Source organism: Oerskovia douganii, from assembly GCF_015142735.1.
GTDB lineage: Bacteria > Actinomycetota > Actinomycetes > Actinomycetales > Cellulomonadaceae > Oerskovia > Oerskovia douganii.
This window is the reverse complement of record NZ_JACSPN010000004.1, coordinates 121,650-145,108: the sequence shown is the minus strand read 5'-3', so window position 1 is coordinate 145,108 and position 23,459 is coordinate 121,650. Positions and strand designations below refer to the sequence as shown.

Here is a 23,459-nt window from a genome sequence, read left to right as displayed (position 1 = left end):
GGCGGGCCTCGTGCACTCACCGCTCGTCGGCCACGAGCACCGGGGCGAGCGCCTCGTCGAGCCAGTCGAAGACCCGTTGCTCGGTCAGGGCGCGGGCGAGGGGCTGGCAGTGCAGGCTCGCCCCCTCGGCGGCGGTGAACCGCACGAGGGTCGCGACGTCGGGCGCGAGCCGGACGAGCTCCTCGGACTGGCCGGGCCAGAACTGCTCGCCCTCGGGAGCCGTCACGAGCAGGGGCGTGGTGATGCGGGCGGCGACGTCCCGCAGGTCGTACTTCTGGACCGCGCGGAGCGTCGCGGCGTAGCCCTCGACGCCGTACGGCCGCGAACGGAACCGCCACGTGGCCGCCGTGCCCTTCGACAGGCGCAGGCCCAGGTCCATGTCCCGGTCGAACGCGTGGTCCTTGCCCTCGTCGAGAAGCTTGAGGAGAGCCTTCGGCATCGTCGTCGTCCACGAGGCCGCGACCTCGACGACCCCGGGATCGACCACGGCCGCCGCGAGGCGGTGCTCGAACGCGAGCGCCCGCGGCACCCAGTACCCGGCCTGGCTCGAGCCGTAGACGGCGACCCGCTGCGCGTCCACGTCCGGTCGGTCCACGAGGGCGTCGAGCACGGGAGTCAGGACCGCCTCGAAGTCGTACCGGAAGGGCGTGCCGTGCTCGAACAGCATCGACTGCTGCCCCGGGCCGTCGAACACGAACACGTGGTACCCGCGACGCAGGGCGCCCGCTGCGCACGCGTTCCACATCGCGGTCAACGAGCCGTCGGACCCGTTGACCGCGACCAGGAGAGGGCGCGGACCAGAGGGCCCGCGTCCCGCGCCGCCGGTCGTCGAGCCGCCAGGCATCCGGGGGGCGTGGAAGAGGTACCCGGGCAGGGTCGTGCCCTCGTACGGGACGTCGACGCGTTCGACGTCGAGCCCGCTCGTCCCGACCCACCGGTCCCACGCGGCGCGGTGCTTGCGGAAGGTGGGCAGGAGCAGGTCGTCGCTGCCGAGGGCCGCGACCGCGTCGACCGCGACCGCGTAGTACGCGGACGCGCGCAGGAACGCGGCGGCAGCGCTCGCGTCGTGCCCGGCGGCCGCCGCGCCGGTGGCGATCCCGGCCACGCGGTCGCCGAGCGCGTGCCACGCGTCGAACCACCCCTGGTGGTCCTTGTCGCGGACGTGCGCGACGGCCGCGAGGACCTCGCCCACGTCCGCCGTCCCGTTCGTGGCGCCGCCCAGGACGGTGCGGATCTCGTAGTCCCGGTCGCGGTCGCCGGAGAACCCGGCGTCGAACGGGTCGTGGTGAGCGGGCATGGCGGTCCCCTCGTGCGGCGTGCGCGGCGGAGCCGACGGGCGTCGGGTCCTCTCCGACGATCCCCCTGAACACGGGCGCTCACCAGCCGGGGCCCGACGGCGTCGCTCAGCTCGGGCGGGCCACGCCCGTCTCGTAGGCCAGCACCACGGCCTGGACCCGGTCGCGGAGTCCGAGCTTGCCGAGCACCCGACCCACGTGCGTCTTGACGGTGGCCTCCGAGACCACGAAGCGCGCCGCGATCTCGGCGTTCGACAGCCCCTCGCCGAGCGCGGCGAAGACCTCGAGCTCGCGCGCCGTGAGCTCGCGCAGCCGCGGGTCGTCGACACCCTGCCCGGGACCCGCAGCACCCTGTGCGTGCGCGTCCTCGGGCAGGTAGCCCGCGAACATCTCGAGCATCCGGCGCGTGACCCGGGGCGAGACCGCGGCGTCGCCGCTCGCGACGTTGCGGATCGCGCCGACGAGCTCGGCCGGCCGCGCGTCCTTGAGGAGGAACCCGCTCGCACCCACGCGCAGCGCCGCGAACGCGTACTCGTCGAGGTCGAACGTCGTGAGGATGATGACCCGGCTCGCGGGCAGCTCGGCGATGATCCGCTCGGTCGCGTCGATCCCGTTGACGCCCGGCATGCGCACGTCCATGAGGATCACGTCGGGGCGCAGGGCCGTGGCCTGGGCGAACGCGGTCTCGCCGTCGCTCGCCTCGCCGACCACCTCGATGTCGTCCTCGGCGGCAAGGATCATGCGGAAACCCATGCGCAGCAGCGACTGGTCGTCGACGAGCAGGACCCGGACCGGGTGCGTGGCGTCGTGCGGCACGGACGTCCGGGCGCCGTCCTCGGCACTCTCGTCCGAGCCGCCCGGCCCCCTCGTGGACGGGAGGCTCACAGCGGGGCCCCCGTGCCGCCGTCGGGCCGGGACGCGTGGTCGCTCCCCGTGCCGTCGAGGCGCAGCCTCGCCACGACCTCCCAGCCCGAGCCCGTGGGACCGGCCGTGACCGTCCCCCCGTAGAAGGCCGCACGTTCGCGCATCCCGATGATCCCTCTTCCTGTGCCGATGGGTTGGTCGCCCGCGATGCCCGCGGGCAGGGGGCGGGCGTCCGCCCCGTCCCGGGCCGTCCCGCCCGGTGCGCGACCCGCCTTGTTGGTGACCGTGATCACGAGCCAGTCTCCACCGTCGACCTCGCCCGCGTCACGCCGGGCGATCTCGACCACGACCATGGGGGTCAGGGGCGCATAGCGCAGGACGTTGGTCAGCGACTCCTGCACGATCCTGTGCGCAGCCTGACGCAGCCCCGGGTCGGGGTCCGGCTGGACGCCGACCCGCACGAGACGCACGGGCAGGCCCGCGTGCCGGAAGCGCTCCGCGATGTCCTCCATGGTCGGCACGTCGGCGGTGGGCGTGAGGGGGGCAACCGAGCCGTCGGGGTCGCGCAGGACCCCCAGGACCCGGCGCATGTCGGCGAGCGCGGCCCGGCCCGTCTCGGTCAGCTCGTCGAGCGCCTGGCCCGCGAGCTCGGGGTCCTTGGCCCCCAGCGCCTTGGCTCCGTCGGCGAGCGCGACCATGACGGTCAGGCTGTGCGCGACGACGTCGTGCATCTCGCGCGAGATCCTCGCCCGCTCTGCGGCGGCTGCGAGCTGCGCCTGCTGGTCGCGGTCGCGCGCGATCGCGTTGGCACGGTCCACGAGGTCCGCGACGTGCAGACGCCGGCCGCGCACGCTCGACCCGATCGCGATGCCCAGCAGCGCGAACGTGAGCGTGATCGCGACGGCCGCGACCCGTGACCCCGTGACCTCACCGCTGCTCACCTCGGCGCGCACGATCGCGCCGGACTCGCTCACCGCGAAGTCGTACCAGATCATCTCTGCGGTGCACACGGTCAGGACCAGGGCCCCGAGCACGCTCCACGCCACGACCGGGCGGTAGGTCGTCGCGACCGCATAGATCGCGAACGCGACCGCGAGCTCGAAGCCAGCCGAGTCGCCGCTGAGGGCGATCGTGAGGACCGCGAGGACCCCGATGGCCGCTGCGGTCAGGAGCGGGTTGCGCCGACGCCACAGCAGCACGGCACCGCCCACGAGCGTCGCGGCAGCGACGCCGTAGCGCGCGTGCTCGGGCGGCAGCAGGGTCGTCAGGAGGCCGGGGACCGTGAACCAGGCCGCGACGAACCAGTCCATGACGACCGGGTGACGGACGAAGTACCGGCGGACCGGTCCGAGCTTGCGCGCGTCGAGCTCGGTGAAGACCGCGATGCTGCCCGAGCGCGGCCGGGGGGATGGCTTGGGTGCCCTGCCGGCACCGGGGTTGCTCGGAGCCCCGGGACGCACAGCGCCCGACGCCGGACCACGGGTCTCGTGGTCCGGCGCCGGGCTGTGCGCGGTGCGGAAGATGGTCAGGCGTCCCGACGCTTGAGGACGACCGCCGCGGCCAGCAGGACGGCGACCGTCCAGGCCACGAGCACCCCGTAGCCGCCCCACGGCGACAGGCCGTCCGTCGCCATCGCACCGGTCATCGGGTCGATGCCGCCCATGGCCATGAGCTGCTGGCCGGCCAGCGACGGGAGGTACTTGTAGATGGCCTCGATCACGACGTTGTCCGAGAAGGCCGTCACGATCGCGAGGATGTTCGGGACCACGAGCAGCAGACCCATCACGGTGAAGATCGACCCGGCCGTGCTGCGGAGCAGCGTGCCGATCCCGAGCGAGAGGGCCGCGATCGTCGCGACGTAGAGCGCCGCACCGACCAGGACCCGGATGCTGTCGCCGTCGGCCAGGTCCACAGCCTGCGGGACGAACGGGATCGTCACGAGGTAGGAGAGCGCGACGCCGACGAGCGTCACCACGAAGCTGATCGAGAACAGCACGATGAGCTTGGCGAAGAAGGCAGGCAGTCGGCGCGGGACGGCGGAGAAGGTGGAACGGATCATGCCGGTCGAGTACTCGCCGGTGATGATCAGGACACCCAGGACCCCGACCACGAGCTGAGCCATCTGGTAGCCGCTCACGACCACGGCGGCAGAGGGGAGGATCGCCGACGTCGCGGCAGCCTCCTCAGCCGACAGGTTCTCGGTCGCCAGGTTCATGAAGAAGCCGAACATCAGCGCGATCCCGACCATGACCACGACCGTGATGGACAACGTCCACACGGTCGAGCGCAGGGTCCAGAGCTTGATCCACTCGGACTTGAGGACTCCGCCGAAGGTGAGACGGGCGGACGGGGCGCGCTGCGCCGTCGGGCGTGCTGCGGAGACGGTGGCGGCGGTCATCGCTGGGCTCCTTCGGAGATCGGGGCGTCGGCCGGAGCGTCGACGCCGTGGCCCACGTGCTGGGTCGCGGACTCGGTCTGGTACTCGACCGAGTCGGCCGTGAGGAGCATGTACGCCTCCTCGAGGGTCGAGGTCACGGGCGTGAGCTCGTGCAGGACGATGCCCGACGCGGCGGCCAGCTCGCCGATGCCGGGCGCCTCGACGCCCGTGATCTGGAGCAGGCTGGGCTCGTCCGACGTGACGGTCGCGCCGTCACGGGTCAGCAGCTCGGCGAGCTGCGTGGCCTGCGGTGTGCGGACACGGACCGTGTGCTGGGCTCCACCGTCCACGATGTCCTTGACGGGCGCGTTCGCGATGATGCGGCCCTTGCCGATCACGATGATGTGGTCCGCGGTCAGCGCGACCTCGCTCATGAGGTGGCTGGACAGGAAGACCGTCCGGCCCTCCGACGCGAGGTAGCGGGCCAGGTTGCGGACCCACAGGACCCCTTCCGGGTCGAGGCCGTTGACGGGCTCGTCGAGGATGAGCGTCTTGGGGTCGCCCAGCAGCGCGGACGCGATCCCCAGCCGCTGGCCCATGCCGAGCGAGAAGCCGCCCACGCGCTTCTTCGCGACCGACTGCAGGCCGGTCATCTCGATGACCTCCTGCACGCGGGTCTTCGGGATGTTGTGCGTGGCCGCCATCGCGAGCAGGTGGTTGTACGCGCTGCGGCCCGTGTGCACGGCCTTCGCGTCGAGGAGGGCCCCGACCTCGGTCAGGGGCGAACGGTGCGCGGCGTACGGCTGACCGTTGACGGTCACCGACCCGGCCGTGGGACGGTCGAGCCCCATGATCATGCGCATCGTGGTCGACTTGCCGGCACCGTTCGGGCCCAGGAAGCCCGTCACCTGGCCGGGCTGGACGGTGAAGGAGATCCCGTCGACAGCGGTCTTGGGCCCGTACCGCTTGGTCAGGCCTCGTGCTTCGATCATGCTCGCCCCTCGGGTGGGTTGCGGGTGGTGGCTCGTACGTCCTCCAGCCTAGGGACCGGGACGTCGGCAGCGATGCCCCCGCACGGTCGATCTTCACGACGGGCTCGCGTACGCCGCAAGGATGACGTCGTCGACCAGGGGAGCGATCCTGCGCCGCGAGCGGGTGGAAAAGTCGGACGAACCTCGCGGGAACACCGGCGCGAACCCGCTCGTTGCATAGGATGGAAACACGGCCAGCGACACCCGCCTCGCCAGAGGGCACTGGACGCCGCGACCAGGAGGAAGCATGAGCAACCCCGTCTTCAACAACAGCGCCATCTTCGGCGAGCCCAAGCGCGCGCGCACCAACCAGGGGGCTGCGGGCACCATCCAGCAGAACCCCGCGTACGGCACGCCGCCGCAGCAGGCGCAGTACGGCAGCTACGGTGCGCAGGCAGCCGACGCCGCGACGCTCGACGCCATGTACAACGCGCCGACCGCGACATCCGCGGACACCAAGCGCCTGACGTACGACGACGTCATCATCAAGACCGGTGGGCTGCTCGCCCTGCTCGTCGTCGTGGGTGCCGCGAGCTGGCAGCTCGTCGACACCATGCCGTTCCTGTGGATCGGCGGCGCGATCGTCGGCCTGGTCCTGGGTCTGGTCAACGCGTTCAAGAAGAGCCCGAGCCCCGCGCTCATCGTGGCGTACACGATCGCGCAGGGCGCGTTCCTGGGCGGCATCAGCGCGTTCTACAACACGCAGTGGAACGGCGTCGTCGTCCAGGCGGTCCTCGCGACCGTCACGACCTTCGCCGCAGCGCTCTTCCTCTTCAAGTCCGGCAAGGTGCGCGTCACGCCCAAGTTCACGCGCTGGCTCATCATCGCGATGGTCGGCTACCTGGCCTTCTCGCTCGTCAACCTTCTGCTGACGATGACGGGCGTCCTCGACGGCTGGGGCATGCGCGAGGGCGGCCTCGGCATCATCGTCGGGCTCGTCGCGGTCGGCCTCGCCGCCGCCTCGCTCATCGTCGACTTCGACTCGATCAAGCGTGGCGTCGAGGCCGGCGTCCCCGCCAAGTTCGCCTGGTCGGCCGCGTTCGGCCTCATGGTCACGCTCATCTGGCTCTACCTCGAGTTCCTGCGCCTGTTCGCGCTCCTGCAGAGCAGCGACTGACGTTGTCCGACGCCCGGAAGAAGTCCCCGGCACCCGCTTCGGAACCTGTTCCGACGCGGGTGCCGGTCTTTGCCGCCGGCCTCGCGCTGGCCGCCTTCACCCTGCTCGCCCTCCAGGTCCCCTACGGGTTCCTCGTCGGACGGAGCGTCACGAACGCCGTCGCGTGGGTCACGGCCTCCGCGGTCGTGATCCTGCTCGTGACGCTGACCGCCGGCTCGGTGCTCGCCTGGCTCGGGCACCGCATCTCCCGCGAGTGGGACGACCGCAGGGCCACGATCCTGTTCTTCGGGCTCGGCCTCGTGGGCGTCGGTCTCTGGAGCTTCATGGTCCTGGGCGCGCTCCTGAGCGCCGCGACCGGGGACCCGGGCACCGCGACGAGCGGCGTCGCCCTGGCCTCGGTGCTCTATCTCGCCGTCGCGGGAGGGGTGAGCGCCGCCGTCGGGCGGTACTTCGCCCGCGAGGCCGCGGACCGCCCGCTGCTCGTCGTCGTCCTCGGCGTCAGCGTGGCGCTGTGCGCCGTGCTCGGCGGAATGGCCCTCGGCAGCGCATGATCGGTGCATGAAGTTCGCACACCACATCTCTGACCTCGTCGGCGGGACACCCCTGGTCCGGCTCGGATCGGTGACCGACGGCCTCTCTGCGACGATCCTCGCCAAGGTCGAGTACCTCAACCCGGGCGGCTCCGTGAAGGACCGCATCGCGCTCAAGATGATCGAGGCCGCCGAGGCCTCCGGTGAGCTCGCCCCCGGTGGCACGATCGTCGAGCCCACCTCGGGGAACACCGGGGTCGGGCTCGCGCTCGTCGCGCAGCGCAAGGGGTACGACTGCGTGTTCGTCTGCCCCGACAAGGTGAGCCAGGACAAGCGCGACGTCCTGACCGCCTACGGGGCGCGTGTCGTCGTGACCCCCACGGCCGTGGCCCCCGACCACCCCGACTCCTACTACTCGGTCTCGGACAGGCTCGTCGCCGAGATCCCGGGCGCCTGGAAGCCCAACCAGTACGCCAACCCCAACGGCCCCGCGTCGCACTACGAGAGCACGGGCCCGGAGATCTGGGCCGACACCGACGGTCGCGTCACGCACGTCGTGGCCGGGGTCGGGACGGGCGGGACCATCACGGGGACCGGCCGGTTCCTCAAGGACGCCTCCGCGTCACGAGGGGCCGACGCCGGTGGCCGGGTGCACGTGGTGGGCGCCGACCCCGCCGGGTCCGTCTACTCGGGCGGCGACGGGCGCCCCTACCTGGTCGAGGGCGTGGGCGAGGACTTCTGGCCCACCGCGTACGACCCGACCGTGCCCGACGAGATCATCGCCGTGAGCGACGCCGACTCGTTCGAGATGACGCGCCGCCTCGCCCGCGAGGAAGGGCTGCTCGTGGGCGGCTCGTGCGGCATGGCCGTCGTCGCGGCGCTGCGCCTGGCCCGCCGCCTCGAGGACGAGGACCCGGCCGCGGCGGCGAGGGCCGTGATCGTCGTGATCCTGCCCGACGGCGGCCGCGGCTACCTCTCGAAGATCTTCAACGACTCCTGGATGCGGTCCTACGGGTTCCTCGACGCCGAGGAGGGCGTGACCGCGGGCGACATGCTCCGCTCCAAGAGCGGGCAGATCCCGAGCCTGGTCCACACCCACCCGGGCGAGACCGTGCGCGACGCGATCGAGATCCTGCGCGAGTACGGCGTCTCGCAGATGCCCGTCGTGGGGGCCGAGCCGCCCGTCAAGATCGGCGAGGTCGCAGGGGCCGTGAGCGAGCGGGCCCTGCTCGACGCGGTCTTCTCCGGCCAGGCGTCGCTCGCCGACCGGGTGGACAAGCACATGGAGCCGCGCTTCCCGCTCATCGGGGCGGGCGAGGGCGTCGCGGCCATCCGGGCCGCGCTGCACGACGCCGACGCGCTGCTCGTGATCGACGACGGCGACCCGGTCGGGGTGCTCACGCGCCACGACCTGCTGGGGTTCCTCGCGCACTGAGGGCGGCGCGCGCCCCCGGGGGTGGCCTCCTGGTCACCCCCGGCGGGCGGGACCGTCCGCGCCCGGGTGCATCGCCCACGCCGCGAGCAAGCAGCCTGCGGCCAGCAGCACCCCGTGCGCCACGCGACCCGCCGGGGCGAGGAAGAACTGCGGCAGGTAGAGCGCCAGCCCCGCCGCGAGCGGGAGCCCGACCCACCGCGGGGCGAGCCCGCCGCGCCACGCCGCCACGGCCGCCAGCACCCCGCTCGCGGCCACCGCGAGCAGCCCGAGCCCGAACAGCGTCATCGCGACGGGCTGCGACCGGATCGCGTCGACCGTCGGCAGGAGGTCGAGGCCGCCCGCCGTGAGGGCGTCGCGCGCGACCGCGTGGATCCCGAAGACCTCCGCCCCGAAGTACGGCAGGACGAGCCCGGCGCCGAGCCAGGCCGTGACGACCGCGCCCGACGCCGGAGCCCGGCCCCGCGTCCCGGCGAGCCGTGCCCGCAGCCCCAGGAAGGCGGCGGGGAGCAGCACGAACCCTGCTGCGCCGCACAGGTGCGCGGCGATCCAGGGTCCCGAGGCGAAGGCCGCCGCGAGCTCGGGGGACGCGACGTCCTCCGGGACCCACGGACGCAGGAGCGGGAACGCGAGGAAGAGGGCGCCCGCGAGCGCGAGCAGGAGCGCTCCGGTGCGGGGCCGGACGAGGTCCGGGTCGGTGCCCGGGTCGGTTCCCCGGTCAGGGCGGGGCCGGTCGGACGGTGCGGTCATGGCGACTCTCCTTCGACGGGTGCGGACTGCGCGGGCCAGGACGGGCGACGACCGGGGGTCACGCTGGTTCCGGCAGGTCGGCGAGGTCCGCGATCCCGGCCACGAGCAGCCGGACGAGGACCTCGAAGCTGTGGTCGACGTCGTCGGGCAGGCCGAACCCGCCCATGAGCTCGAGCGAGACGAACCCGTGGATCGCGGACCGGACGGCGCGGATCGCGTCGACTGCCCGCTCCTCGGGCAGGTCGAAGCCGCGCAGGACCGCGACGATCACGGCGATCGTCCGGGCGCCCGCGAGCGAGAGCGGGTCGTCGTCTGCGGCCCCGAGGTCGGGGGAGAGCTGGACCGCGGCGTACCGGCCCGGGTGCTCGCGCGCGAAGTCGCGCACGGCCCACGCGAGCGCCGACAGCGCGTCGGGTCCCGAGCGCCCGATCGTCGCGGCCGCGGTCGCGCGCGTCAGGTCGTCGATCGCGACGAGCGCCACGGCCCGGCGCAGGTCCGCGAGCGAGCCCACGTGCTTGTACAGGCTCGGGGTCGCGACCCCGGCGGCGGCGGCGACCTTCGCGAGGGTGAGGTCCGTGAAGCCGTGCGTGCCGCCGTCGTCCACCACGCGCAGCGCGAGAGCCGTGACCGCGTCGCGGCTGAGCCCGGCCCTAGCCACGGGCGCCCCAGCCCTGGTCGCCCGTGCGCAGGCCGGCGAGGAACGCGAGGGTCGCGGGGAGCACGACGTCGGGCGCCTGGTGCTGCGGGTAGTGCCCCACGTCCGGGACGAGGTGGCCCTGTGCGCCGATCGCCCCCTGGATCCACCCGAGCTCGGCCCGCTGGTCCGCGAAGTCGGGGTCGAGCGCCCCCATGAAGGCGATCGCGGGGGCGGCCACCTCGGTCAGGCGTGCCTCGACGGGCGCGTGCGTGAGGGCGAGGGTCAGGTCGCGGAAGCTGCGCAGCCTGCCCGGCTCACGCATCGAGGCACGGATCGCGGCGACGTGCTCGGCGTGCCACGGCGCCCTGCGGCCCTTGGTGAGGGTCGAGTAGAAGCCCGCCCAGGCGGCCGCACCCCAGGGGCGCGCGAGGGCGACGCGGTAGAGCAGCCGGTTCGCCGACGCCCGGGCGGCGCTCGCGGACGGGTCCCGCAGGAACGGGCCGAGCAGGACCAGCCCGGCGACGGCGTCGGGCTGCTCGGCGGCCGCCCAGGTGGCGGCCCCGGCTCCCATCGAGCTCCCGACGAGCACGGCAGGCCCGCCCAGGTGCTCGACGAGTGCCAGGAGGTCCTGGCCGGTCGCGACGTCGCCGTGCGTGCGGAAGGTCGTGCTGCTGTCCCCGTGCCCGCGCAGGTCCATGACGGCCACGCGGTAGCCCGCGGCGGCGAGCGGGGGGACCAGGTCCCGGTAGGTCGAGCGGAGGTCGCCCATGCCGGGGACGGCGACCACGAGGGGGCCCGACCCGGTCACGGTGTACGCGACGGCACCCTCCGGGCGAGGGAGGTGCTCCACGATCTGGTGAGTACTCATAGCGTCTAGGCTAATCCCGTTAGCCAATGGGGTGCAAGAGGTGCCCAGCGACGTCCCGCGAACCGGTCATCCCCGGTGGGCCGCCTCGAAGTGCCCCGCCCCGTCCTGGCGCTCCTCGGCCCGCACCACGTGCACCACGGCGTTGATGAGAGCCAGGTGCGTGAACGCCTGCGGGAAGTTCCCCAGGTGCCGCCCCGAGTGCGGGTCGATCTCCTCGGCGTACAGGTTGAGCTCGCTCGCGAACGACAGCAGCCGCTCGCACAGCGCCCGTGCCCGGTCGAGCTCGCCGACCTCGACGAGCGCCGAGACGAGCCAGAACGAGCAGATCGTGAACGTGCCCTCGGCCCCCGACAGCCCGTCGTCGGTCTCGTCGGTCCGGTAGCGCAGCACGAGCCCGTTGACCGTGAGGTCGTTCGCGATCGCGTCGACCGTCGCCACGACGCGCGGGTCGTCGGGCGGCAGGAACCGCAGGAGCGGGACGAGCAGGAGCGACGCGTCGAGCGCGTCCGAGCCGTAGCGCTGCACGAACACCCCCCGCGCGTCGACGCCGTGCTCCAGGACGTCGGCCCGGATCTCGTCCGCGACCTTCTGCCACTGGTCGGCGTAGTCCTGCTCGTCGTAGAGGCGGGCCAGGCGGGCCCCGCGGTCGAGCGCGACCCAGCACATCACCTTGGACGACGTGAAGTGCTGCGGTTCGCCGCGGACCTCCCACAGGCCGCGGTCGGGCTCGTGCCAGTGCCGCGCGGCCTCCTCGACCTGCGCCTTGAGGACCGGCCACAGGGACTCGGGGAGCTGCTCGCGCGACCGGGCGTGCAGGTACACCGAGTCGAGGACCGCGCCCCACATGTCGTGCTGCTCCTGGTCGAAGGCCGCGTTGCCGACCCGCACGGGCCGGGCGCCCTCGAAGCCCGAGAGGTGGTCGAGCGTGCTCTCCTCGAGCCGGTCCTCGCCGCCCACGCCGTACATGATCTGCAGCTCGCGCCCGTCGCGGCACACGTCGTGCACGAACGCGAAGAAGTCGTCGGCCTCCCGGTCGAGGCCCAGGGTGTACAGGCCCCACAGGGCGAAGGTCGAGTCGCGCACCCACGCGTACCGGTAGTCCCAGTTGCGCTCGCCGTGCGGCGTCTCGGGCAGCGACGTCGTCGCCGCGGCGAGGAGCGCACCCGTCGGCGCGTACGTCAGCCCCTTGAGCGTGAGCGCGCTGCGCTGCAGGTACGAGCGCCACGGGTGGTCGGGGAAGACGCCCTGCGTGATCCAGTCGCGCCAGTACTGCTCGGTGCGGCCCATCGCGTCGGCGGCGTCGGGCCACGTGTCGGGCGCGGGCCGGTCCGACCACGACAGCGCGACGTACGCCTTGTCGCCCGCGGACATGCGCGTGCGCCCCTGCGCGCGCCGGTCCTCGACGCCCAGCCGCAGGCTGCTGCTGAGGCGCAGGTCGGGCGTCGTGGCGTGCACGACGCGCGTCACGAGGCTCTGGTACGTCGCCCCGTCGTACTCCCACCGCGCGGCCTCGCGCCCGTAGTCGGGCAGCGGCTCGCACACCACCTCGACGTCGACCGTCCCGTTGACGCACAGGATGGTGCGCAGCAGCATGTGCTCGGCGTCGAAGTCGGTGGGCGTGCGCCGGTGCGTCTGCGAGCGCTCGTCGACGTTGTGCCACGGGCCCATGAGCATCGCGTCACGCACCACGAGCCAGCCCGTCGCCGTCTGCCACGTCGTCTCCAGCACGAGCGTCCCCGGGATGTACCGCCGCGCCACGGGGACGCGCGCCCCGTACGGTCCCACGCGGAACGAGCCCGCGCCCCGGTCGAGGACCGCCGCGAAGATGCTCGGCGAGTCCGGTCGGGGCACGCACATCCACTCGATCGCGCCGCTGGGCGCGACGAGCGCGTTGCACTCGCAGTCCGACAGAAACGCGTACTCCGCGATCCCGGGGAAGGGCGAGCGCCGCCCCACGGGCACCTGGGCGCCGCCCGCGTGCGTCACGGGCGCGTCGAGCTCGGACGTGTCGACGGGGCGCGCGGTGTCGGCGCCGGTGTCGTCGGTGCCCACCGACGCGTCACGAGCCTCCATGCCTCCAGCGTGCGCCCGCGCGCGGCGGTTGTCAGGCGCAAGAGGTGCCCGACGGCGCAGCGCACCCGGGAGCGCACGGTGCGCTCCGTCGTCGGGCAGCGCGGGGCCGGGCCGGGAGGTGCGCCGGACGCTTAGGCTGTTCCCGACCCCCGCACCACCACCCGAGAGGTAGCACCATGAGCACGCAGCTCCCCACCGCGTCCGGCTCGTTCGGCGACAAGCCCGTCCTGACGTTCCCCGAGGGCGGCGCACCCGCCGGCCTCCAGGTCCAGGTCCTCGAGGAGGGCAGCGGCCCCGTCGTGACGGCCGGGCGCACGATCGTCGTCAACTACCTGGGGCAGGTCTGGGACGGCGACATCTTCGACACGTCGTACGACCGTGGCCAGACCATCAGCTTCCCCATCGGGACCGGCGCCGTGATCGGCGGCTGGGACAAGGGCCTCGTGGGGCAGAACGTCGGCTCGCGCGTCCTGCTCTCGATCCCGCCGGAGCACGGCTACGGCATGCGCGGCGTCCCGCAGGCGGGCATCGGCGGCACGGACACGCTGGTCTTCGTGGTGGACGTCGTCGGGGTCGAGTGACCTCGCGCCTCCGCGCCCGACGGGCCGGGACCTCCCTCAGCGGGCGACGCTGCGCGTCACCGTGAACCGGGGGTTCCGGCCCGCCTGCGTCGTGGGCCCGACCGCGCGCTCGAGCGCGGGCCGGTAGCGCAGGTGCGAGTTGTACACCGTCCACAGCTCACCACCCGGTCGCAGCACGCGCCCCGCGGTGGCGAACATGCGGTGCGCGGCGTCCGTGCTCAGGGCCGCGCCCTGGTGGAACGGCGGGTTGCACAGCACGACGTCGGCGCTGCGGTCCGCGAGCGAGGACCCGACGTCGTCGCGCACCACCCGGACCCGGTCGCCCACGCCGTCGGCCGCGGCCGTCGCACGGGCCGAGCGCACGGCCGCCTCCGACTGGTCCGTCGCGACGACGCTCGCCCCCGGCCGCGCCCGGGCGAACGACACGGCGAGGATGCCCGTTCCGCAGCCCAGGTCCACGGCGTCGCGCGCGCCCGGTGAGACCTCGTCGAGGAAGCCCAGCAGGAACCGGGTCCCGAGGTCGAGGCTCGCCCCCGCGAACGCCGCCCCGTACGCGACGACGTCCAGGCCCAGCTCGGCGACGTGCTCCGTCACGGGGTAGGTGAGACCCGTCCCCGGGCGGGGCCCGCTCGCCACCAGCACGCGGGACTTCTGGCGGGCCAGGCTCGCCCGGACCTCGGTGAAGGACTCGGCCAGGACCTCGTTCATGGCCGTCGTCATGTGCTTGACCCGGCCACCCGCGAACACCACCACGTCGGGGGCGGCGAACCGCGCGACGTGCTCCGCGACGTCGCGCAGCGCCGCGAGCGAGCGGGGGAGCTGGAGCACGACGACCCGGGCGCCCCGCAGCAGGTCCTCGCCCAGCGGGTGGTGGGAGAACGCCGCCTCGGGCCCGGGGAGGTCGCGTCGCGCGGCAGCGCGGGCGTTGCGGTCCAGGGCGGTCTCGCTCGTCAGCGCGTCCTGGTGCACCCGGATCCCCGTGAGGCCGTGCGCCACCGCCGCCCCGAGCGTGAGCGCCCCGAACCGGTCGTCGACCACGACCACCTCGCCGGGGCGGGTCGCGGCCAGGGCGCTCGCGGCCTCGTCGAGCAGCAGGCGGTCGGTCGCGTCCACCGCGACGAGGGTCGGGTCCGCCGACCCGCCGTGCGGGCGAGCCGGGCCGTCGTCGGGCGTGAAGCGCTCGAGCCCCGCGAGGAGCCGGTCGAGGGCGGCCTGGTCCCGCGCGGGCACGGGCTGCGCGGGCTGCTCGACGTGCGCGGGCGGGGTGGGGCGGTCGGGCACGGGGGGACGCTCGTCGGAAGTGGGGGAGGGCACAGGACAAGTCTGCCCTGCCTCGTCCTGCCCGGCGTCAGCGCAGGTGGGCGGCGGCGGCCTCCCGGACGGCCGCAGCGACCCGGTCGAGCGTGGGGGAGTGCAGCCGCCACTGCTGCCAGTACTGCGGCACGGTCAGGCTCGCGCGGTCGTCGAACCCCACGAGGCGCCCCGCGGCCTCGGCCTCGTGGCTCTGGAGGTCCGGCAGCATGCCCCATCCCATCCCGAGCTCGACCGCACGCAGGAACTCGTGCGAGGCGGGGACGTGGTGCCGGGGGCCGCCGGCGCGCTGCCCCAGGTACCGGTCCTGGAGGTCGTCCTTGCGGTCGAACACGACCACGGGCGCGACCGAGAGGGCCGCGGTCGTCGGGCCGTCGGGGAACCACCGCTCGGCGAACGCGGGACTCGCCAGGGGGCGGTAGCGCATGCGCCCGAGCGGCGTCGATCGGCACCCCGGCACGGCGGCCCGGACCGACGTGACCGCCGCGACGGCCGTCCCGTCGCGCAGCAGGTCGATCGAGTGGTCCTGGTCCTCGCGCACGATCTCCAGCCGCGCCCACGACGACGCGTCGGCCAGCACGGGCAGGGCCCACGTCGTCAGGGCGTCGCCCGTGATGACGAGCGTGAGCTCGGGGACGTCCCCGTCGCCCAGGTCGAGCTCGGCGAGGACCTCGGCGTGCTGGAGGGCGAGCCGGCGCGCGTGGCGCACGAGCACCTCGCCGGGGGCGGTGAGCGTCGCGGGACGGCCCCGGCGCACGAGCACCTGGCCCACGGACGCCTCGAGCGCGCGCATGCGCTGGCTGACCGCCGAGGGGGTCACACCGAGCTCCTGGGCCGCGGCCTCGAACGTGCCCGTCGTCGCGATCGCGTCGAGCGTGCGGAGCTGGTCGGGCTGGAGATCCACCATGAGCAGATCTTAAGGTTCTGCAGAAACATTCGCTGGACTGTCCGTCGGTGCGGGCCTAGCGTCGAGCACGTGACCTCCTTCGCGCCCCTTCTCGCCGGCCTTGGCACCGGGCTGTCCCTCATCGTGGCGATCGGCTCCCAGAACGCGTTCGTGCTCCGGCAGGGGCTTCGTCGCGAGCACGTCGTGCCCGTGGTCCTGGTGTGCGCGCTCTCCGACCTGGTGCTCATCGCGGCCGGGGTCGCCGGCCTGGGGGTGCTCGTCTCGAACGCGCCCGTGCTGCTCGCGGTCGTGCGCTGGGGAGGCGCCGCGTTCCTCCTGGTCCTGGCCGTGCAGGCAGCCCGGCGCGCGCTGCGTCCCGCGGCCCTCGAGGCGGCCGAGGGAGGCCTGCGGACGGCGGTGGGTGCCGCCGTCGGGACGGCGCTCGCCCTGACCTGGCTCAACCCGCACGTCTACCTCGACACGGTCCTGCTGCTCGGCTCGGTCGCAGCCGGGTACGGGGAGGGCGGGCGCTGGGCCTTCGGGGTCGGGGCCGGGATCGCGAGCATCGTGTGGTTCACCGCGCTCGGCCTGGGGGCGCGCGTCCTCGCCCCGGTCTTCGCGCGACCGGCCGCCTGGCGCGTGCTCGACGGCGGGATCGCGCTCGTCATGGCGGTGCTCGCGGTCGTGCTCGTCGTGCGGTAGCCGGGCCGGGCAGGGAGTCGGGGCCTCCTGGCACGACAGCGGCCCTCTCCGGTGTCGTGCACCGGTGCCGAGCACGAGGTTGCGGTCGTCCTGACGGGTGCGGCGGCCGCAAGGTCGTGCTCGGCGGGCGGGGCCTCGGGGACCATCGATGGGCACGGCCTCCGCCGGGCCTCGTCGTCTGGCACGCTGGGCGCGTGGACGAACAGAGCACCGAGACACCGGCCCGTGTGCAGATCACCTACTGCACGCAGTGCAGCTGGATGCTGCGTGCCGCGTGGCTCGCGCAGGAGCTGCTGACGACGTTCGGGACCCGGCTCACCGAGGTCGCGCTGGTACCCGGCACGGGCGGGATCTTCCAGATCCACGTGGGGGACGAGCTCGTGTGGGACCGCAAGGAGAGGAAGGGCTTTCCCGAGGTCCCGGTGCTCAAGCGGATCGTGCGCGACCGTGTGGCCCCGGGCCTCGCGCTCGGTCACACGGACCGTGCGGGCGGCACGCCCTAGCCTCGGCGCCGCACGTCGACTCCGCGTGCGCGTTCCTCCTGCTCCGGGCGGGTGGCGTCACCGGACGACCCGTCCGGGCCGCTGCCGGGCAGCCCGACGGTTCGCGGCACCCCGTGGGGTGCCACGAGTCGTCACTCGCTGCGGGGGGCCTTCTGCTCGGCCTCGCGGTTGGCGCGGGCGACCTTCTTGGCCTTCTTGAGGTCGCGCGCCTTGACGCGCTCCTCCTCGGCCCGGACCTCGGCCTGGATCTCGCGCTCGCGCACGAGCCACGCCGGCGGGTCCTCGCGGAGCTCGTTGATCTGCTCGGTGGTCAGCGCCTCCTCGACGCCGCCGCGGGCCAGGCCTGCGATCGAGACGTTGAGGCGACCCGCGCCGCCGGGGCGCGGGTGGGGTCCGTTGCGGCGGAGGTCGACGAGCCACTCGGGCGGGTTGGTCTCGAGCTCCTCGAGCTGGCCGCGCGTGATGGTCCCCTCCTGGAACTCCGGGGGAGTGGCGGGAAGGTACACCCCGAGCTTCTTCGCCGCGGTCGCGGGCTTCATGGTCTGGGAGGAGTGCGGGGTGCTCATGGTCCCAGGGTATCGGTCCCGGCCCCGTTCCCTCGTCCCGGGGCGGCTAGGGTTGTGGGGTGGAAGAGACTGCGCGCAGCGCCGAGCACGACGCCGACCTACCGGCCGAGGACGTCACCGACGCGCAGACCCCCGGGTTCCGCCTCGCGTACGTCCCCGGCGTGACGCCCTCGAAGTGGGTGCGGACGTGGATCGACCGGGTCCCGGACGTGCGCCTGGAGGCGCTCGCCGCCCCGGCATCGCAGGTCGAGGCCCTGCTGCTCGACGGCGGGGCGGACGTCGCGATCCTGCGTCGTCCCGTGCGCAGCGAGGGCCTGAGCCACATCGCGATGTACACCGAGGTGCCCGTGGTCGTGGTCCCGCGCGACCACGTTTTCGCAGCCCTCGAGAGTGACGAAGCGCTCACCGTGGCGGACCTCGCGGACGAGGTCGTGCTGCACCCGCTCGACGACGTGCTGGGCTGGGCGGACCCCGCAGAGGGATCTGCCGCCGACGACGAGGCCCGTCCTGCCCTGCCCGGCCGGCCCGCCCTGGAGCGCCCGGCGACGACCGCGGACGCGATCGAGCTCGTCGCCGCCGGGATCGGTCTGCTGGTCGTGCCGCAGTCCCTCGCGCGCCTGCACCACCGCAAGGACCTCACGTACCGGACGCTCGAGGGCGGGCCGGAGGCGCCCGTCGCGCTCGGGTGGGTGACCGAGGAGAAGTCGAACCTGGTCGAGGAGTTCATCGGGATCGTCCGCGGCCGCACGGCCAACAGCTCGCGCGGGGTCGCGGGCCCCACCCCGCCCACGCCCGAGGCGGACAAGAAGCGCGACGGCCGGACGCCGTCGGGCGCCAAGGGTGCGGGGGCGAAGTCCGGGCAGGCCACCAAGGGGACCCGGACCGCGAGCGCGGCGCGCAGCGGCGCCAAGCAGGCGCCGAAGGGCGGCAAGAAGTCGGGCAAGTCCGTCGCGAAGCGGCTCGGCAAGTCGCAGTCGATGAAGGGTCGCAAGAAGGGCCGCTGAGTTCCTTCACTCTTGACTTATATAAGCCGTGGATGAATGATCGATTGATGGAAGCGTTCGACGTCCTCGGCGACCCCGTCCGGCGACGGATCCTCGAGCTGCTGTCCGGCGGCGAGACGTCCGCCGGTGACCTCGCGGCCGTGATCCGCGACGAGTTCGGGATCAGCCAGCCCGCGGTCTCCCAGCACCTCAGGGTGCTGCGCGAGAACGGGTTCGCGACCGCCCAGGCGGCCGGCACCCGCAGGCTCTACGCCCTGGACCCCTCCGCGCTCGACGACGTCGACGACTGGCTCGACGGGCTCCGACGGTCCTGGGACCAGCGTCTCGACGCGCTCGGGACCGAGCTCGCACGCGGGCGCCGCGCCCGCCGTCGGGCCGCCTCGCACGAGCCGGACGCTCCCCGCACCGCCCCGGCCGCGGACCCGCGACCGGACCCCGCGAAGGAGGCCACGAGATGACGTTCGACCTGAGCACCGAGATCGACAAGGCCCGTCGGGTCACCGGCGACCGCGACGACGCCCGCGTCGTGCTGCTGAGCCGCACCTACGACGCCCCCGTCGAAGACGTCTGGGACGCGTGCACCGACGCCGACCGCATCGCGCGCTGGTTCCTGCCCGTGACCGGAGACCTGCGCCTGGGCGGGCGCTACCAGCTCCAGGGGAACGCGGGCGGCGAGGTGCGCGAGTGCGAGCCGCCGCGCCGGTTCCTCGTGACCTGGGGCATGAGCGAGGAGGACCGGAGCACGGTCGAGCTCCGCCTCGCGCCCGCCGACGGCGGGGCCACCGAGCTGACGCTCGAGCACGTCGCGGTCGTGCCGCCCGAGTTCTGGGACAGGTTCGGCCCCGGGGCCGTGGGGGTCGGGTGGGACCTCACGCTCGTCGGGCTCGCCGCGCACCTCGCGGGCGTCGACCTGGGCGACCCTGCCGAGCTCGAGACGAGCCCCCGGATGCGCGCGCTCCAGACCGCCAGCGCCCAGCTCTGGCGTGCCGCCCACGAGTCCTCGGGCGCGGACCCCGCCGCGGCCGAGGCCGCGGCCGCCGCGACCACGGCCTTCTACGTGCCGCCGCTCGACGGGGGAGCGACCCCCGCAGGGTGACCCGAGGTGCTCGCGACAGCGGGCGGGTGCCGGGCGAGCCCGCGGAGGGCGGCTCAGCGCCCGCCCGTGACGAACACGTCGAACAGCTCCGGGTGGTGGGCGTGCACCAGGACCGCGAACACGATCGCGTCGAACAGCAGGTGCACGCACACCACGTACGTGAGCGACTTGGTGCGCGCGAAGATCCAGCCCTGGACCAGCGCGAACGGGATGGTCAGGAGCGGGCCCCAGCTCCGGTAGCCCAGCTCCCACAGGAACGACACGAACACGGCCGCCTGCAGGAGGTTCGCGGGCCACAGCGCGAAGTGACGGCGCAGCAGCGCGAACACGACGCACACGAAGAACAGCTCGTCCCAGATCCCCACGGCGTTGACGCCCACGAAGAGCCGCGCGATCTCCTGCGGCGTCTCGATCGCGGGCCAGTTCCGGTACGACCCGGACCCGATGAAGTACGCGGGCAGGATCAGGTAGCCCGCCACCAGGACGACGAGCAGGTACACGATCTGGGTACGGTTCCACCGCCTGCCCGTGCGGACGGGGAAGCGGATCGCGTCGTCGCGGTACACGTAGCGGGAGACGGCCCACGGCACCAGGACCGCGAGCGACAGCACGACGGCGAAGCGCGCGATCCCCGCGTCGCTCAGGTCCGCAGCGAGCGGGATGGTGCTGATGATGCCCATGCCGACCGCGATCAGCAGCAGGTCGCGGCCGAGCCGACGGTCGATCACGAGACCCAGGGCGACGCCCGCGACGAGGGGCACGTACCCGAGCGGCCGGACGTGCACCGCGAACAGCAGGACGGCCGACCCGCACACGAGCGCCGCGGCGAGGAGGCGGGCTGCGACGAGCAGGGCGGTGTCGGCGGGCGCGGCGGTGCGCGTGTCGGTCACGCGCCCCACGATGCCACGGCGCGCTCGTGGAGGCGGAGTGTGGACCGCGCGGGGGATGCCGGGAGGTCGCCGGATCCGACCGCGGTCGGATGTCCGGGCGGCGCAGACGTCCGTACCATTCCGGGGTGAAGTCCCCCAGATCGTCCCTGCTCCTGGCCCTGCTCTGGCTGCTCGCGGCCGCCGTCGTCGTACCGTCCCTGCTGCTCCTGCGCGGGCCGAGCACCGAGCTCTACCTCGCCGTGACCGCCCGGACGGCGGACCTGCCCGGGGTCGAGCTCGTCGCCGAGGTCGGCGTGATCGCCCTGGCCCTGCTCTGGCTCCTCGCTGCCTGGCAGGCGCGCGGCGCGGGGACCGGCGCGGTCGCGACCGCCCTGGTCGGCGGCGTCGCGGCCGTGGTCGCGTACGCGACGTCGGAGGTCGCCAAGACGATCGTCCAGCAGCCCCGCGGTTGCTGGGACCTCATCGAGATCGCGCACTGCCCCGAGGCGGGCGACTGGTCGTTCCCGAGCAACCACACGACCATCGCGTTCGCGCTCGCGACCTCGGTCGTCCTCACGGCGCTCGCCACGGGCCGCCCGCGCGACTCGCTCGGCACGACGACGGCGCTCCGGTTCCGTCGAGCCCGTCGCCTCCCGCCCTACCGGGTCCTGGTCGCCGCGCCCGTCGTCCTCGCGGTCGTCACCGGGGCGGCGCGCCTGGTGCAGGGGGTCCACTTCCCGCACGACGTCCTCGCGGGCGCGACGGTCGGGGTGTGCGTCGTCGTGGCCCTCGTCCTGGCGCTGCGGGGGCCGGCGGCCGCGGGGCTCGCGGTGCTGTGCCGCAACGAGGCCGTGGGTCGGCTGCTGCTCGCGCAGGGGGCACGGGGTGACGCGGAGGTACCCGTCCGGCGCTGACGCCGGGGGCCGGTCCAGGGGTGTCCCGGGCGCTGCCGCGGGTCCCCTCGATACCTGTTTGTTCGAGTTGCTGACAATTGTGACCGTCGCTACCTTGTGACCGCGGCGCCAGCCGTTCACAAGAATTGTTCAGCGAAGAGCAAATGGGGGCTCGAATGTTTGGCAAGAGAACTGTCTCCGGCATGCGCCGAGGAGCCGCGATCGTGGCGGCCGGGCTCGTGAGCGCGGTCGTCGCGACGGCCGCCGCCGCACCGGGGGCCGCGACGACCGCTCCGACCGCTGCGCCGCTCACGGCCGTGACCGCCACCGCGGCGCCCGCGAACCCGTGCGCCGCGCCGTGGAGCGAGAGCACGGCGTACCAGGGCGGGGCCACGGTCTCGCACCACGGCCGCAACTTCACCGCGAAGTGGTGGACGCAGCGCGAGAACCCGGGCGCCGCGACGGCGTGGGCCGACAAGGGGGCCTGTCAGGGCGGCGAGTCCGACTTCGTGATCAGCGAGGCCGAGTTCGACGCGATCTTCCCGAAGCGCAACGCGTTCTACACGTACCAGGGGCTCGTCGACGCCCTGGCCGCGTACCCGAGGTTCGCCAACACGGGGACCGAGACGACGCGGACCCAGGAGGCGGCGGCGTTCCTGACGCACGCCGACTTCGAGTCGGTCGGGCTGCGGTACGTCAAGGAGATCAACGAGGCGAACTACTGGATCAAGTGCGACTACTCGCAGCCGTTCGGCTGCCCGGCGGGCCAGACCGCCTACTACGGCCGCGGCCCGATCATGTTCAGCTGGAACTTCAACTACAAGGCGGCCGGTGACGCGCTCGGCATCGATCTGCTGAACAACCCGTGGCTCGTCGAGCAGGACCCGTCGATCGCCTGGCAGACGGCGCTCTGGTACTGGAACACCCAGAACGGTCCCGGGGTCATGACGTCGCACGAGGCGATGGTCGGCGGGGCCGGGTTCGGCCAGACGATCAACTCGCTCAACGGCGCGCTCGAGTGCAACGGCGGCAACCCGGCGTCGGTCCAGAGCCGCGTCGACCGTTACCAGAAGATCACGGCGATCCTGGGCGTCGTGCCGGGGTCGGGGCTGACCTGCTGACCTGCTGAGCGACTGAGCGGGGTGCCGAACCCGAGGTTCGTCAGGCTGGCGTGGGGACGTGCCAGACGAACCTCGGGTTCGGCATCAGCGGGGGGACGACCAGGGCGTCACGCCGCGTCGGGGAACGGGATCCCCGTCGTCGCGTGGCAGCGGTACCCGTTGGGGTTCTTGTCCAGGTACTGCTGGTGGTAGTCCTCGGCGTAGTAGAACGTGCGGCCCTCGGCGGGCGCGACCTCGGTCGTGATGGGGTCGAGCCCACGCGCGGTCAGCACCTTCTGGTACCGGGCCTCGGTCTCATGGACCGCGGCCTCCTGCTCGGGCGTCGTCCAGTAGACCGCCGAACGGTACTGGGTGCCGACGTCGTTGCCCTGCCGGTAGCCCTGCGTGGGGTCGTGACGCTCCCAGAAGATCTTGAGCAGCTCCTCCTCGGTCACGACCGTCGGGTCGTACGCGACGAGCGCGGTCTCGGTGTGGCCCGTGCGCGCGGTGCAGACCTCCTCGTACGTGGGGTTGGGCGTGGTGCCGCCCATGTAGCCGACGGCCGTCGAGACCACTCCCGGCACCTGCCAGAAGATCTCCTCCGCGCCCCAGAAACAGCCCATCGCGAGGTACAGCACGCGCGTGCCCTCGGGCCACGGTCCCGTGATCGAGGTCCCGAGGACCGTGTGCGGGCGTGCCACGGGCAGCACGGGCTCGTCCCGTCCGGCGAGAGCCTTCTCGGGTGCGACCATCTGGGTCTTCATCGAGGACCCGAACAACGACTCGAACATCTTTACCTCCACCTGTAGCCGACACCTGGGCAACACCCTGCCGCCGGTGCCTGTTCCCCGCGCCCGGCCCGCGCCCGGCCCGCGCCCGGCCCGCGCCCGGCCCGCGCCCGGCCCGCGCCCGACCGGACCCGACCCGCACCCGTCCCCACCTCCGCCCACGGTCCGTGCACAACCCACACGTCC

The 23,459-nt window shown here is 73.5% G+C and carries 25 protein-coding genes; 11 read left to right on the top strand and 14 right to left on the bottom strand.

The annotated features are described in order from the left end of the window. Nucleotides 1-16: 16 nt before the first annotated feature. The 5 genes from H9623_RS04880 to H9623_RS04860 form a co-directional block, all read right to left on the bottom strand. Nucleotides 17-1,297 (bottom strand): alpha/beta hydrolase family protein, encoded by a 1,281-nt coding sequence (locus H9623_RS04880; protein ID WP_193718935.1) that lies wholly within the window; start codon nucleotides 1,295-1,297, stop codon nucleotides 17-19. A gap of 106 nt (nucleotides 1,298-1,403) precedes the next feature. Next, nucleotides 1,404-2,048 (bottom strand): response regulator, encoded by a 645-nt coding sequence (locus H9623_RS04875; RefSeq protein ID WP_407671834.1) that lies wholly within the window; start codon nucleotides 2,046-2,048, stop codon nucleotides 1,404-1,406. A gap of 128 nt (nucleotides 2,049-2,176) precedes the next feature. Then, nucleotides 2,177-3,619, bottom strand: a complete 1,443-nt coding sequence (locus H9623_RS04870) for a sensor histidine kinase (protein ID WP_193718933.1) — start codon at nucleotides 3,617-3,619, stop codon at nucleotides 2,177-2,179. Between the two features lie 65 nt (nucleotides 3,620-3,684). Continuing rightward, a complete protein-coding gene (locus H9623_RS04865) occupies nucleotides 3,685-4,557 on the bottom strand; it encodes an ABC transporter permease subunit (RefSeq protein ID WP_193718932.1) in 873 nt (290 codons plus the stop codon). Next, a complete protein-coding gene (locus H9623_RS04860) occupies nucleotides 4,554-5,528 on the bottom strand; it encodes an ABC transporter ATP-binding protein (RefSeq protein ID WP_193718931.1) in 975 nt (324 codons plus the stop codon). The genes H9623_RS04865 and H9623_RS04860 overlap by 4 nt, the downstream gene beginning before the upstream one ends. A gap of 286 nt (nucleotides 5,529-5,814) precedes the next feature. On the opposite strand from H9623_RS04860, the gene H9623_RS04855 reads away from it, so the two are divergent. From H9623_RS04855 to H9623_RS04845, 3 genes are read left to right on the top strand one after another with little or no spacing between them, the layout of a single operon-like run. Then, nucleotides 5,815-6,684 carry a Bax inhibitor-1/YccA family protein gene (locus H9623_RS04855; RefSeq protein WP_193718930.1) on the top strand — a complete coding sequence of 290 codons (870 nt, stop codon included), beginning with the start codon at nucleotides 5,815-5,817 and terminating at the stop codon, nucleotides 6,682-6,684. Between the two features lie 59 nt (nucleotides 6,685-6,743). Then, nucleotides 6,744-7,235, top strand: coding sequence for a hypothetical protein (locus tag H9623_RS04850; RefSeq protein WP_193718929.1), 492 nt, complete (start codon nucleotides 6,744-6,746; stop codon nucleotides 7,233-7,235). 7 nt (nucleotides 7,236-7,242) lie between these two features. After that, the gene (locus H9623_RS04845) at nucleotides 7,243-8,649 is read left to right on the top strand and encodes a cystathionine beta-synthase (RefSeq protein WP_193718928.1); all 1,407 of its coding nucleotides are present in this window, start codon (nucleotides 7,243-7,245) and stop codon (nucleotides 8,647-8,649) included. A 33-nt stretch (nucleotides 8,650-8,682) separates the two neighbouring features. Here the strand turns inward: H9623_RS04845 and H9623_RS04840 are convergent, their stop codons facing one another. The 4 genes from H9623_RS04840 to H9623_RS04825 form a co-directional block, all read right to left on the bottom strand. Continuing rightward, nucleotides 8,683-9,396, bottom strand: coding sequence for a hypothetical protein (locus H9623_RS04840; RefSeq protein ID WP_193718927.1), 714 nt, complete (start codon nucleotides 9,394-9,396; stop codon nucleotides 8,683-8,685). 58 nt (nucleotides 9,397-9,454) lie between these two features. Next, a complete protein-coding gene (locus tag H9623_RS04835; RefSeq protein ID WP_193718926.1) occupies nucleotides 9,455-10,054 on the bottom strand; it encodes a TetR/AcrR family transcriptional regulator in 600 nt (199 codons plus the stop codon). Further along, entirely contained in the window at nucleotides 10,047-10,901 is an 855-nt protein-coding gene (locus tag H9623_RS04830) for an alpha/beta fold hydrolase (RefSeq protein ID WP_193718925.1), read from the bottom strand. The genes H9623_RS04835 and H9623_RS04830 overlap by 8 nt, the downstream gene beginning before the upstream one ends. 66 nt (nucleotides 10,902-10,967) lie before the next feature. Then, on the bottom strand, nucleotides 10,968-12,974 hold the full coding sequence (locus H9623_RS04825; protein ID WP_193718924.1) for a glycoside hydrolase family 15 protein: 2,007 nt from the start codon (nucleotides 12,972-12,974) through the stop codon (nucleotides 10,968-10,970). A gap of 176 nt (nucleotides 12,975-13,150) precedes the next feature. On the opposite strand from H9623_RS04825, the gene H9623_RS04820 reads away from it, so the two are divergent. Beyond that, on the top strand, nucleotides 13,151-13,555 hold the full coding sequence (locus H9623_RS04820; protein WP_193718923.1) for an FKBP-type peptidyl-prolyl cis-trans isomerase: 405 nt from the start codon (nucleotides 13,151-13,153) through the stop codon (nucleotides 13,553-13,555). A gap of 36 nt (nucleotides 13,556-13,591) precedes the next feature. On the opposite strand, the gene H9623_RS04815 is transcribed toward H9623_RS04820, so the two are convergent. Beyond that, the gene (locus tag H9623_RS04815; protein ID WP_321575284.1) at nucleotides 13,592-14,869 is read right to left on the bottom strand and encodes a class I SAM-dependent methyltransferase; all 1,278 of its coding nucleotides are present in this window, start codon (nucleotides 14,867-14,869) and stop codon (nucleotides 13,592-13,594) included. A gap of 34 nt (nucleotides 14,870-14,903) precedes the next feature. Next, nucleotides 14,904-15,773 (bottom strand): LysR family transcriptional regulator ArgP, encoded by an 870-nt coding sequence (locus tag H9623_RS04810; RefSeq protein ID WP_193718922.1) that lies wholly within the window; start codon nucleotides 15,771-15,773, stop codon nucleotides 14,904-14,906. Nucleotides 15,774-15,842: 69 nt separating this feature from the next. On the opposite strand from H9623_RS04810, the gene H9623_RS04805 reads away from it, so the two are divergent. Together H9623_RS04805 and H9623_RS19925 are read left to right on the top strand one after the other, a co-directional pair. Beyond that, nucleotides 15,843-16,454 carry a LysE/ArgO family amino acid transporter gene (locus tag H9623_RS04805; protein ID WP_193718921.1) on the top strand — a complete coding sequence of 204 codons (612 nt, stop codon included), beginning with the start codon at nucleotides 15,843-15,845 and terminating at the stop codon, nucleotides 16,452-16,454. Nucleotides 16,455-16,648: 194 nt separating this feature from the next. Continuing rightward, on the top strand, nucleotides 16,649-16,957 hold the full coding sequence (locus H9623_RS19925; RefSeq protein WP_321575283.1) for a SelT/SelW/SelH family protein: 309 nt from the start codon (nucleotides 16,649-16,651) through the stop codon (nucleotides 16,955-16,957). A gap of 131 nt (nucleotides 16,958-17,088) precedes the next feature. Here H9623_RS19925 and H9623_RS04795 read toward each other — a convergent pair whose 3' ends face one another. Beyond that, nucleotides 17,089-17,523, bottom strand: coding sequence for a DUF5997 family protein (locus H9623_RS04795; RefSeq protein ID WP_193718920.1), 435 nt, complete (start codon nucleotides 17,521-17,523; stop codon nucleotides 17,089-17,091). Between the two features lie 59 nt (nucleotides 17,524-17,582). On the opposite strand from H9623_RS04795, the gene H9623_RS04790 reads away from it, so the two are divergent. The 3 genes from H9623_RS04790 to H9623_RS04780 are packed head-to-tail and all read left to right on the top strand — an operon-like array spanning nucleotide 17,583 to nucleotide 19,623. Beyond that, the gene (locus H9623_RS04790; protein ID WP_193718919.1) at nucleotides 17,583-18,527 is read left to right on the top strand and encodes a LysR family substrate-binding domain-containing protein; all 945 of its coding nucleotides are present in this window, start codon (nucleotides 17,583-17,585) and stop codon (nucleotides 18,525-18,527) included. A 47-nt stretch (nucleotides 18,528-18,574) separates the two neighbouring features. Beyond that, nucleotides 18,575-18,985: an ArsR/SmtB family transcription factor gene (locus H9623_RS04785; RefSeq protein ID WP_193718918.1), complete on the top strand. Its 411-nt coding sequence runs from the start codon at nucleotides 18,575-18,577 to the stop codon at nucleotides 18,983-18,985. Beyond that, nucleotides 18,982-19,623, top strand: coding sequence for an SRPBCC family protein (locus H9623_RS04780; RefSeq protein WP_193718917.1), 642 nt, complete (start codon nucleotides 18,982-18,984; stop codon nucleotides 19,621-19,623). Before H9623_RS04785 ends, H9623_RS04780 begins: the two co-directional genes overlap by 4 nt. A gap of 53 nt (nucleotides 19,624-19,676) precedes the next feature. On the opposite strand, the gene H9623_RS04775 is transcribed toward H9623_RS04780, so the two are convergent. Further along, complete coding sequence (locus tag H9623_RS04775; protein WP_193718916.1) at nucleotides 19,677-20,513, bottom strand: CPBP family glutamic-type intramembrane protease; 837 nt, start codon at nucleotides 20,511-20,513, stop codon at nucleotides 19,677-19,679. 125 nt (nucleotides 20,514-20,638) lie between these two features. On the opposite strand from H9623_RS04775, the gene H9623_RS04770 reads away from it, so the two are divergent. Continuing rightward, nucleotides 20,639-21,406, top strand: a complete 768-nt coding sequence (locus H9623_RS04770; RefSeq protein ID WP_193718915.1) for a phosphatase PAP2 family protein — start codon at nucleotides 20,639-20,641, stop codon at nucleotides 21,404-21,406. A 182-nt stretch (nucleotides 21,407-21,588) separates the two neighbouring features. After that, nucleotides 21,589-22,506: a glycoside hydrolase family 19 protein gene (locus H9623_RS04765; protein ID WP_193718914.1), complete on the top strand. Its 918-nt coding sequence runs from the start codon at nucleotides 21,589-21,591 to the stop codon at nucleotides 22,504-22,506. Nucleotides 22,507-22,613: 107 nt separating this feature from the next. On the opposite strand, the gene msrA is transcribed toward H9623_RS04765, so the two are convergent. Beyond that, nucleotides 22,614-23,276 carry a peptide-methionine (S)-S-oxide reductase MsrA gene (gene msrA, locus H9623_RS04760; RefSeq protein WP_193718913.1) on the bottom strand — a complete coding sequence of 221 codons (663 nt, stop codon included), beginning with the start codon at nucleotides 23,274-23,276 and terminating at the stop codon, nucleotides 22,614-22,616. Nucleotides 23,277-23,459 lie beyond the last annotated feature (183 nt).

Excerpts from the sequence above, each read along its gene's own strand:
- H9623_RS04880 (WP_193718935.1), bottom strand. The coding sequence starts at position 1,297 with ATGCCCGCTCACCACGACCCGTTCGACGCCGGGTTCTCCGGCGACCGC.
- H9623_RS04875 (WP_407671834.1), bottom strand. The coding sequence starts at position 2,048 with ATGGGTTTCCGCATGATCCTTGCCGCCGAGGACGACATCGAGGTGGTC.
- H9623_RS04865 (WP_193718932.1), bottom strand. The coding sequence starts at position 4,557 with ATGACCGCCGCCACCGTCTCCGCAGCACGCCCGACGGCGCAGCGCGCC.
- H9623_RS04860 (WP_193718931.1), bottom strand. The coding sequence starts at position 5,528 with ATGATCGAAGCACGAGGCCTGACCAAGCGGTACGGGCCCAAGACCGCT.
- H9623_RS04855 (WP_193718930.1), top strand. The coding sequence starts at position 5,815 with ATGAGCAACCCCGTCTTCAACAACAGCGCCATCTTCGGCGAGCCCAAG.
- H9623_RS04845 (WP_193718928.1), top strand. The coding sequence starts at position 7,243 with ATGAAGTTCGCACACCACATCTCTGACCTCGTCGGCGGGACACCCCTG.
- H9623_RS04840 (WP_193718927.1), bottom strand. The coding sequence starts at position 9,396 with ATGACCGCACCGTCCGACCGGCCCCGCCCTGACCGGGGAACCGACCCG.
- H9623_RS04830 (WP_193718925.1), bottom strand. The coding sequence starts at position 10,901 with ATGAGTACTCACCAGATCGTGGAGCACCTCCCTCGCCCGGAGGGTGCC.
- H9623_RS04825 (WP_193718924.1), bottom strand. The coding sequence starts at position 12,974 with ATGGAGGCTCGTGACGCGTCGGTGGGCACCGACGACACCGGCGCCGAC.
- H9623_RS04820 (WP_193718923.1), top strand. The coding sequence starts at position 13,151 with ATGAGCACGCAGCTCCCCACCGCGTCCGGCTCGTTCGGCGACAAGCCC.
- H9623_RS04810 (WP_193718922.1), bottom strand. The coding sequence starts at position 15,773 with ATGGTGGATCTCCAGCCCGACCAGCTCCGCACGCTCGACGCGATCGCG.
- H9623_RS04795 (WP_193718920.1), bottom strand. The coding sequence starts at position 17,523 with ATGAGCACCCCGCACTCCTCCCAGACCATGAAGCCCGCGACCGCGGCG.
- H9623_RS04785 (WP_193718918.1), top strand. The coding sequence starts at position 18,575 with ATGGAAGCGTTCGACGTCCTCGGCGACCCCGTCCGGCGACGGATCCTC.
- H9623_RS04780 (WP_193718917.1), top strand. The coding sequence starts at position 18,982 with ATGACGTTCGACCTGAGCACCGAGATCGACAAGGCCCGTCGGGTCACC.
- H9623_RS04765 (WP_193718914.1), top strand. The coding sequence starts at position 21,589 with ATGCGCCGAGGAGCCGCGATCGTGGCGGCCGGGCTCGTGAGCGCGGTC.
- msrA (WP_193718913.1), bottom strand. The coding sequence starts at position 23,276 with ATGTTCGAGTCGTTGTTCGGGTCCTCGATGAAGACCCAGATGGTCGCA.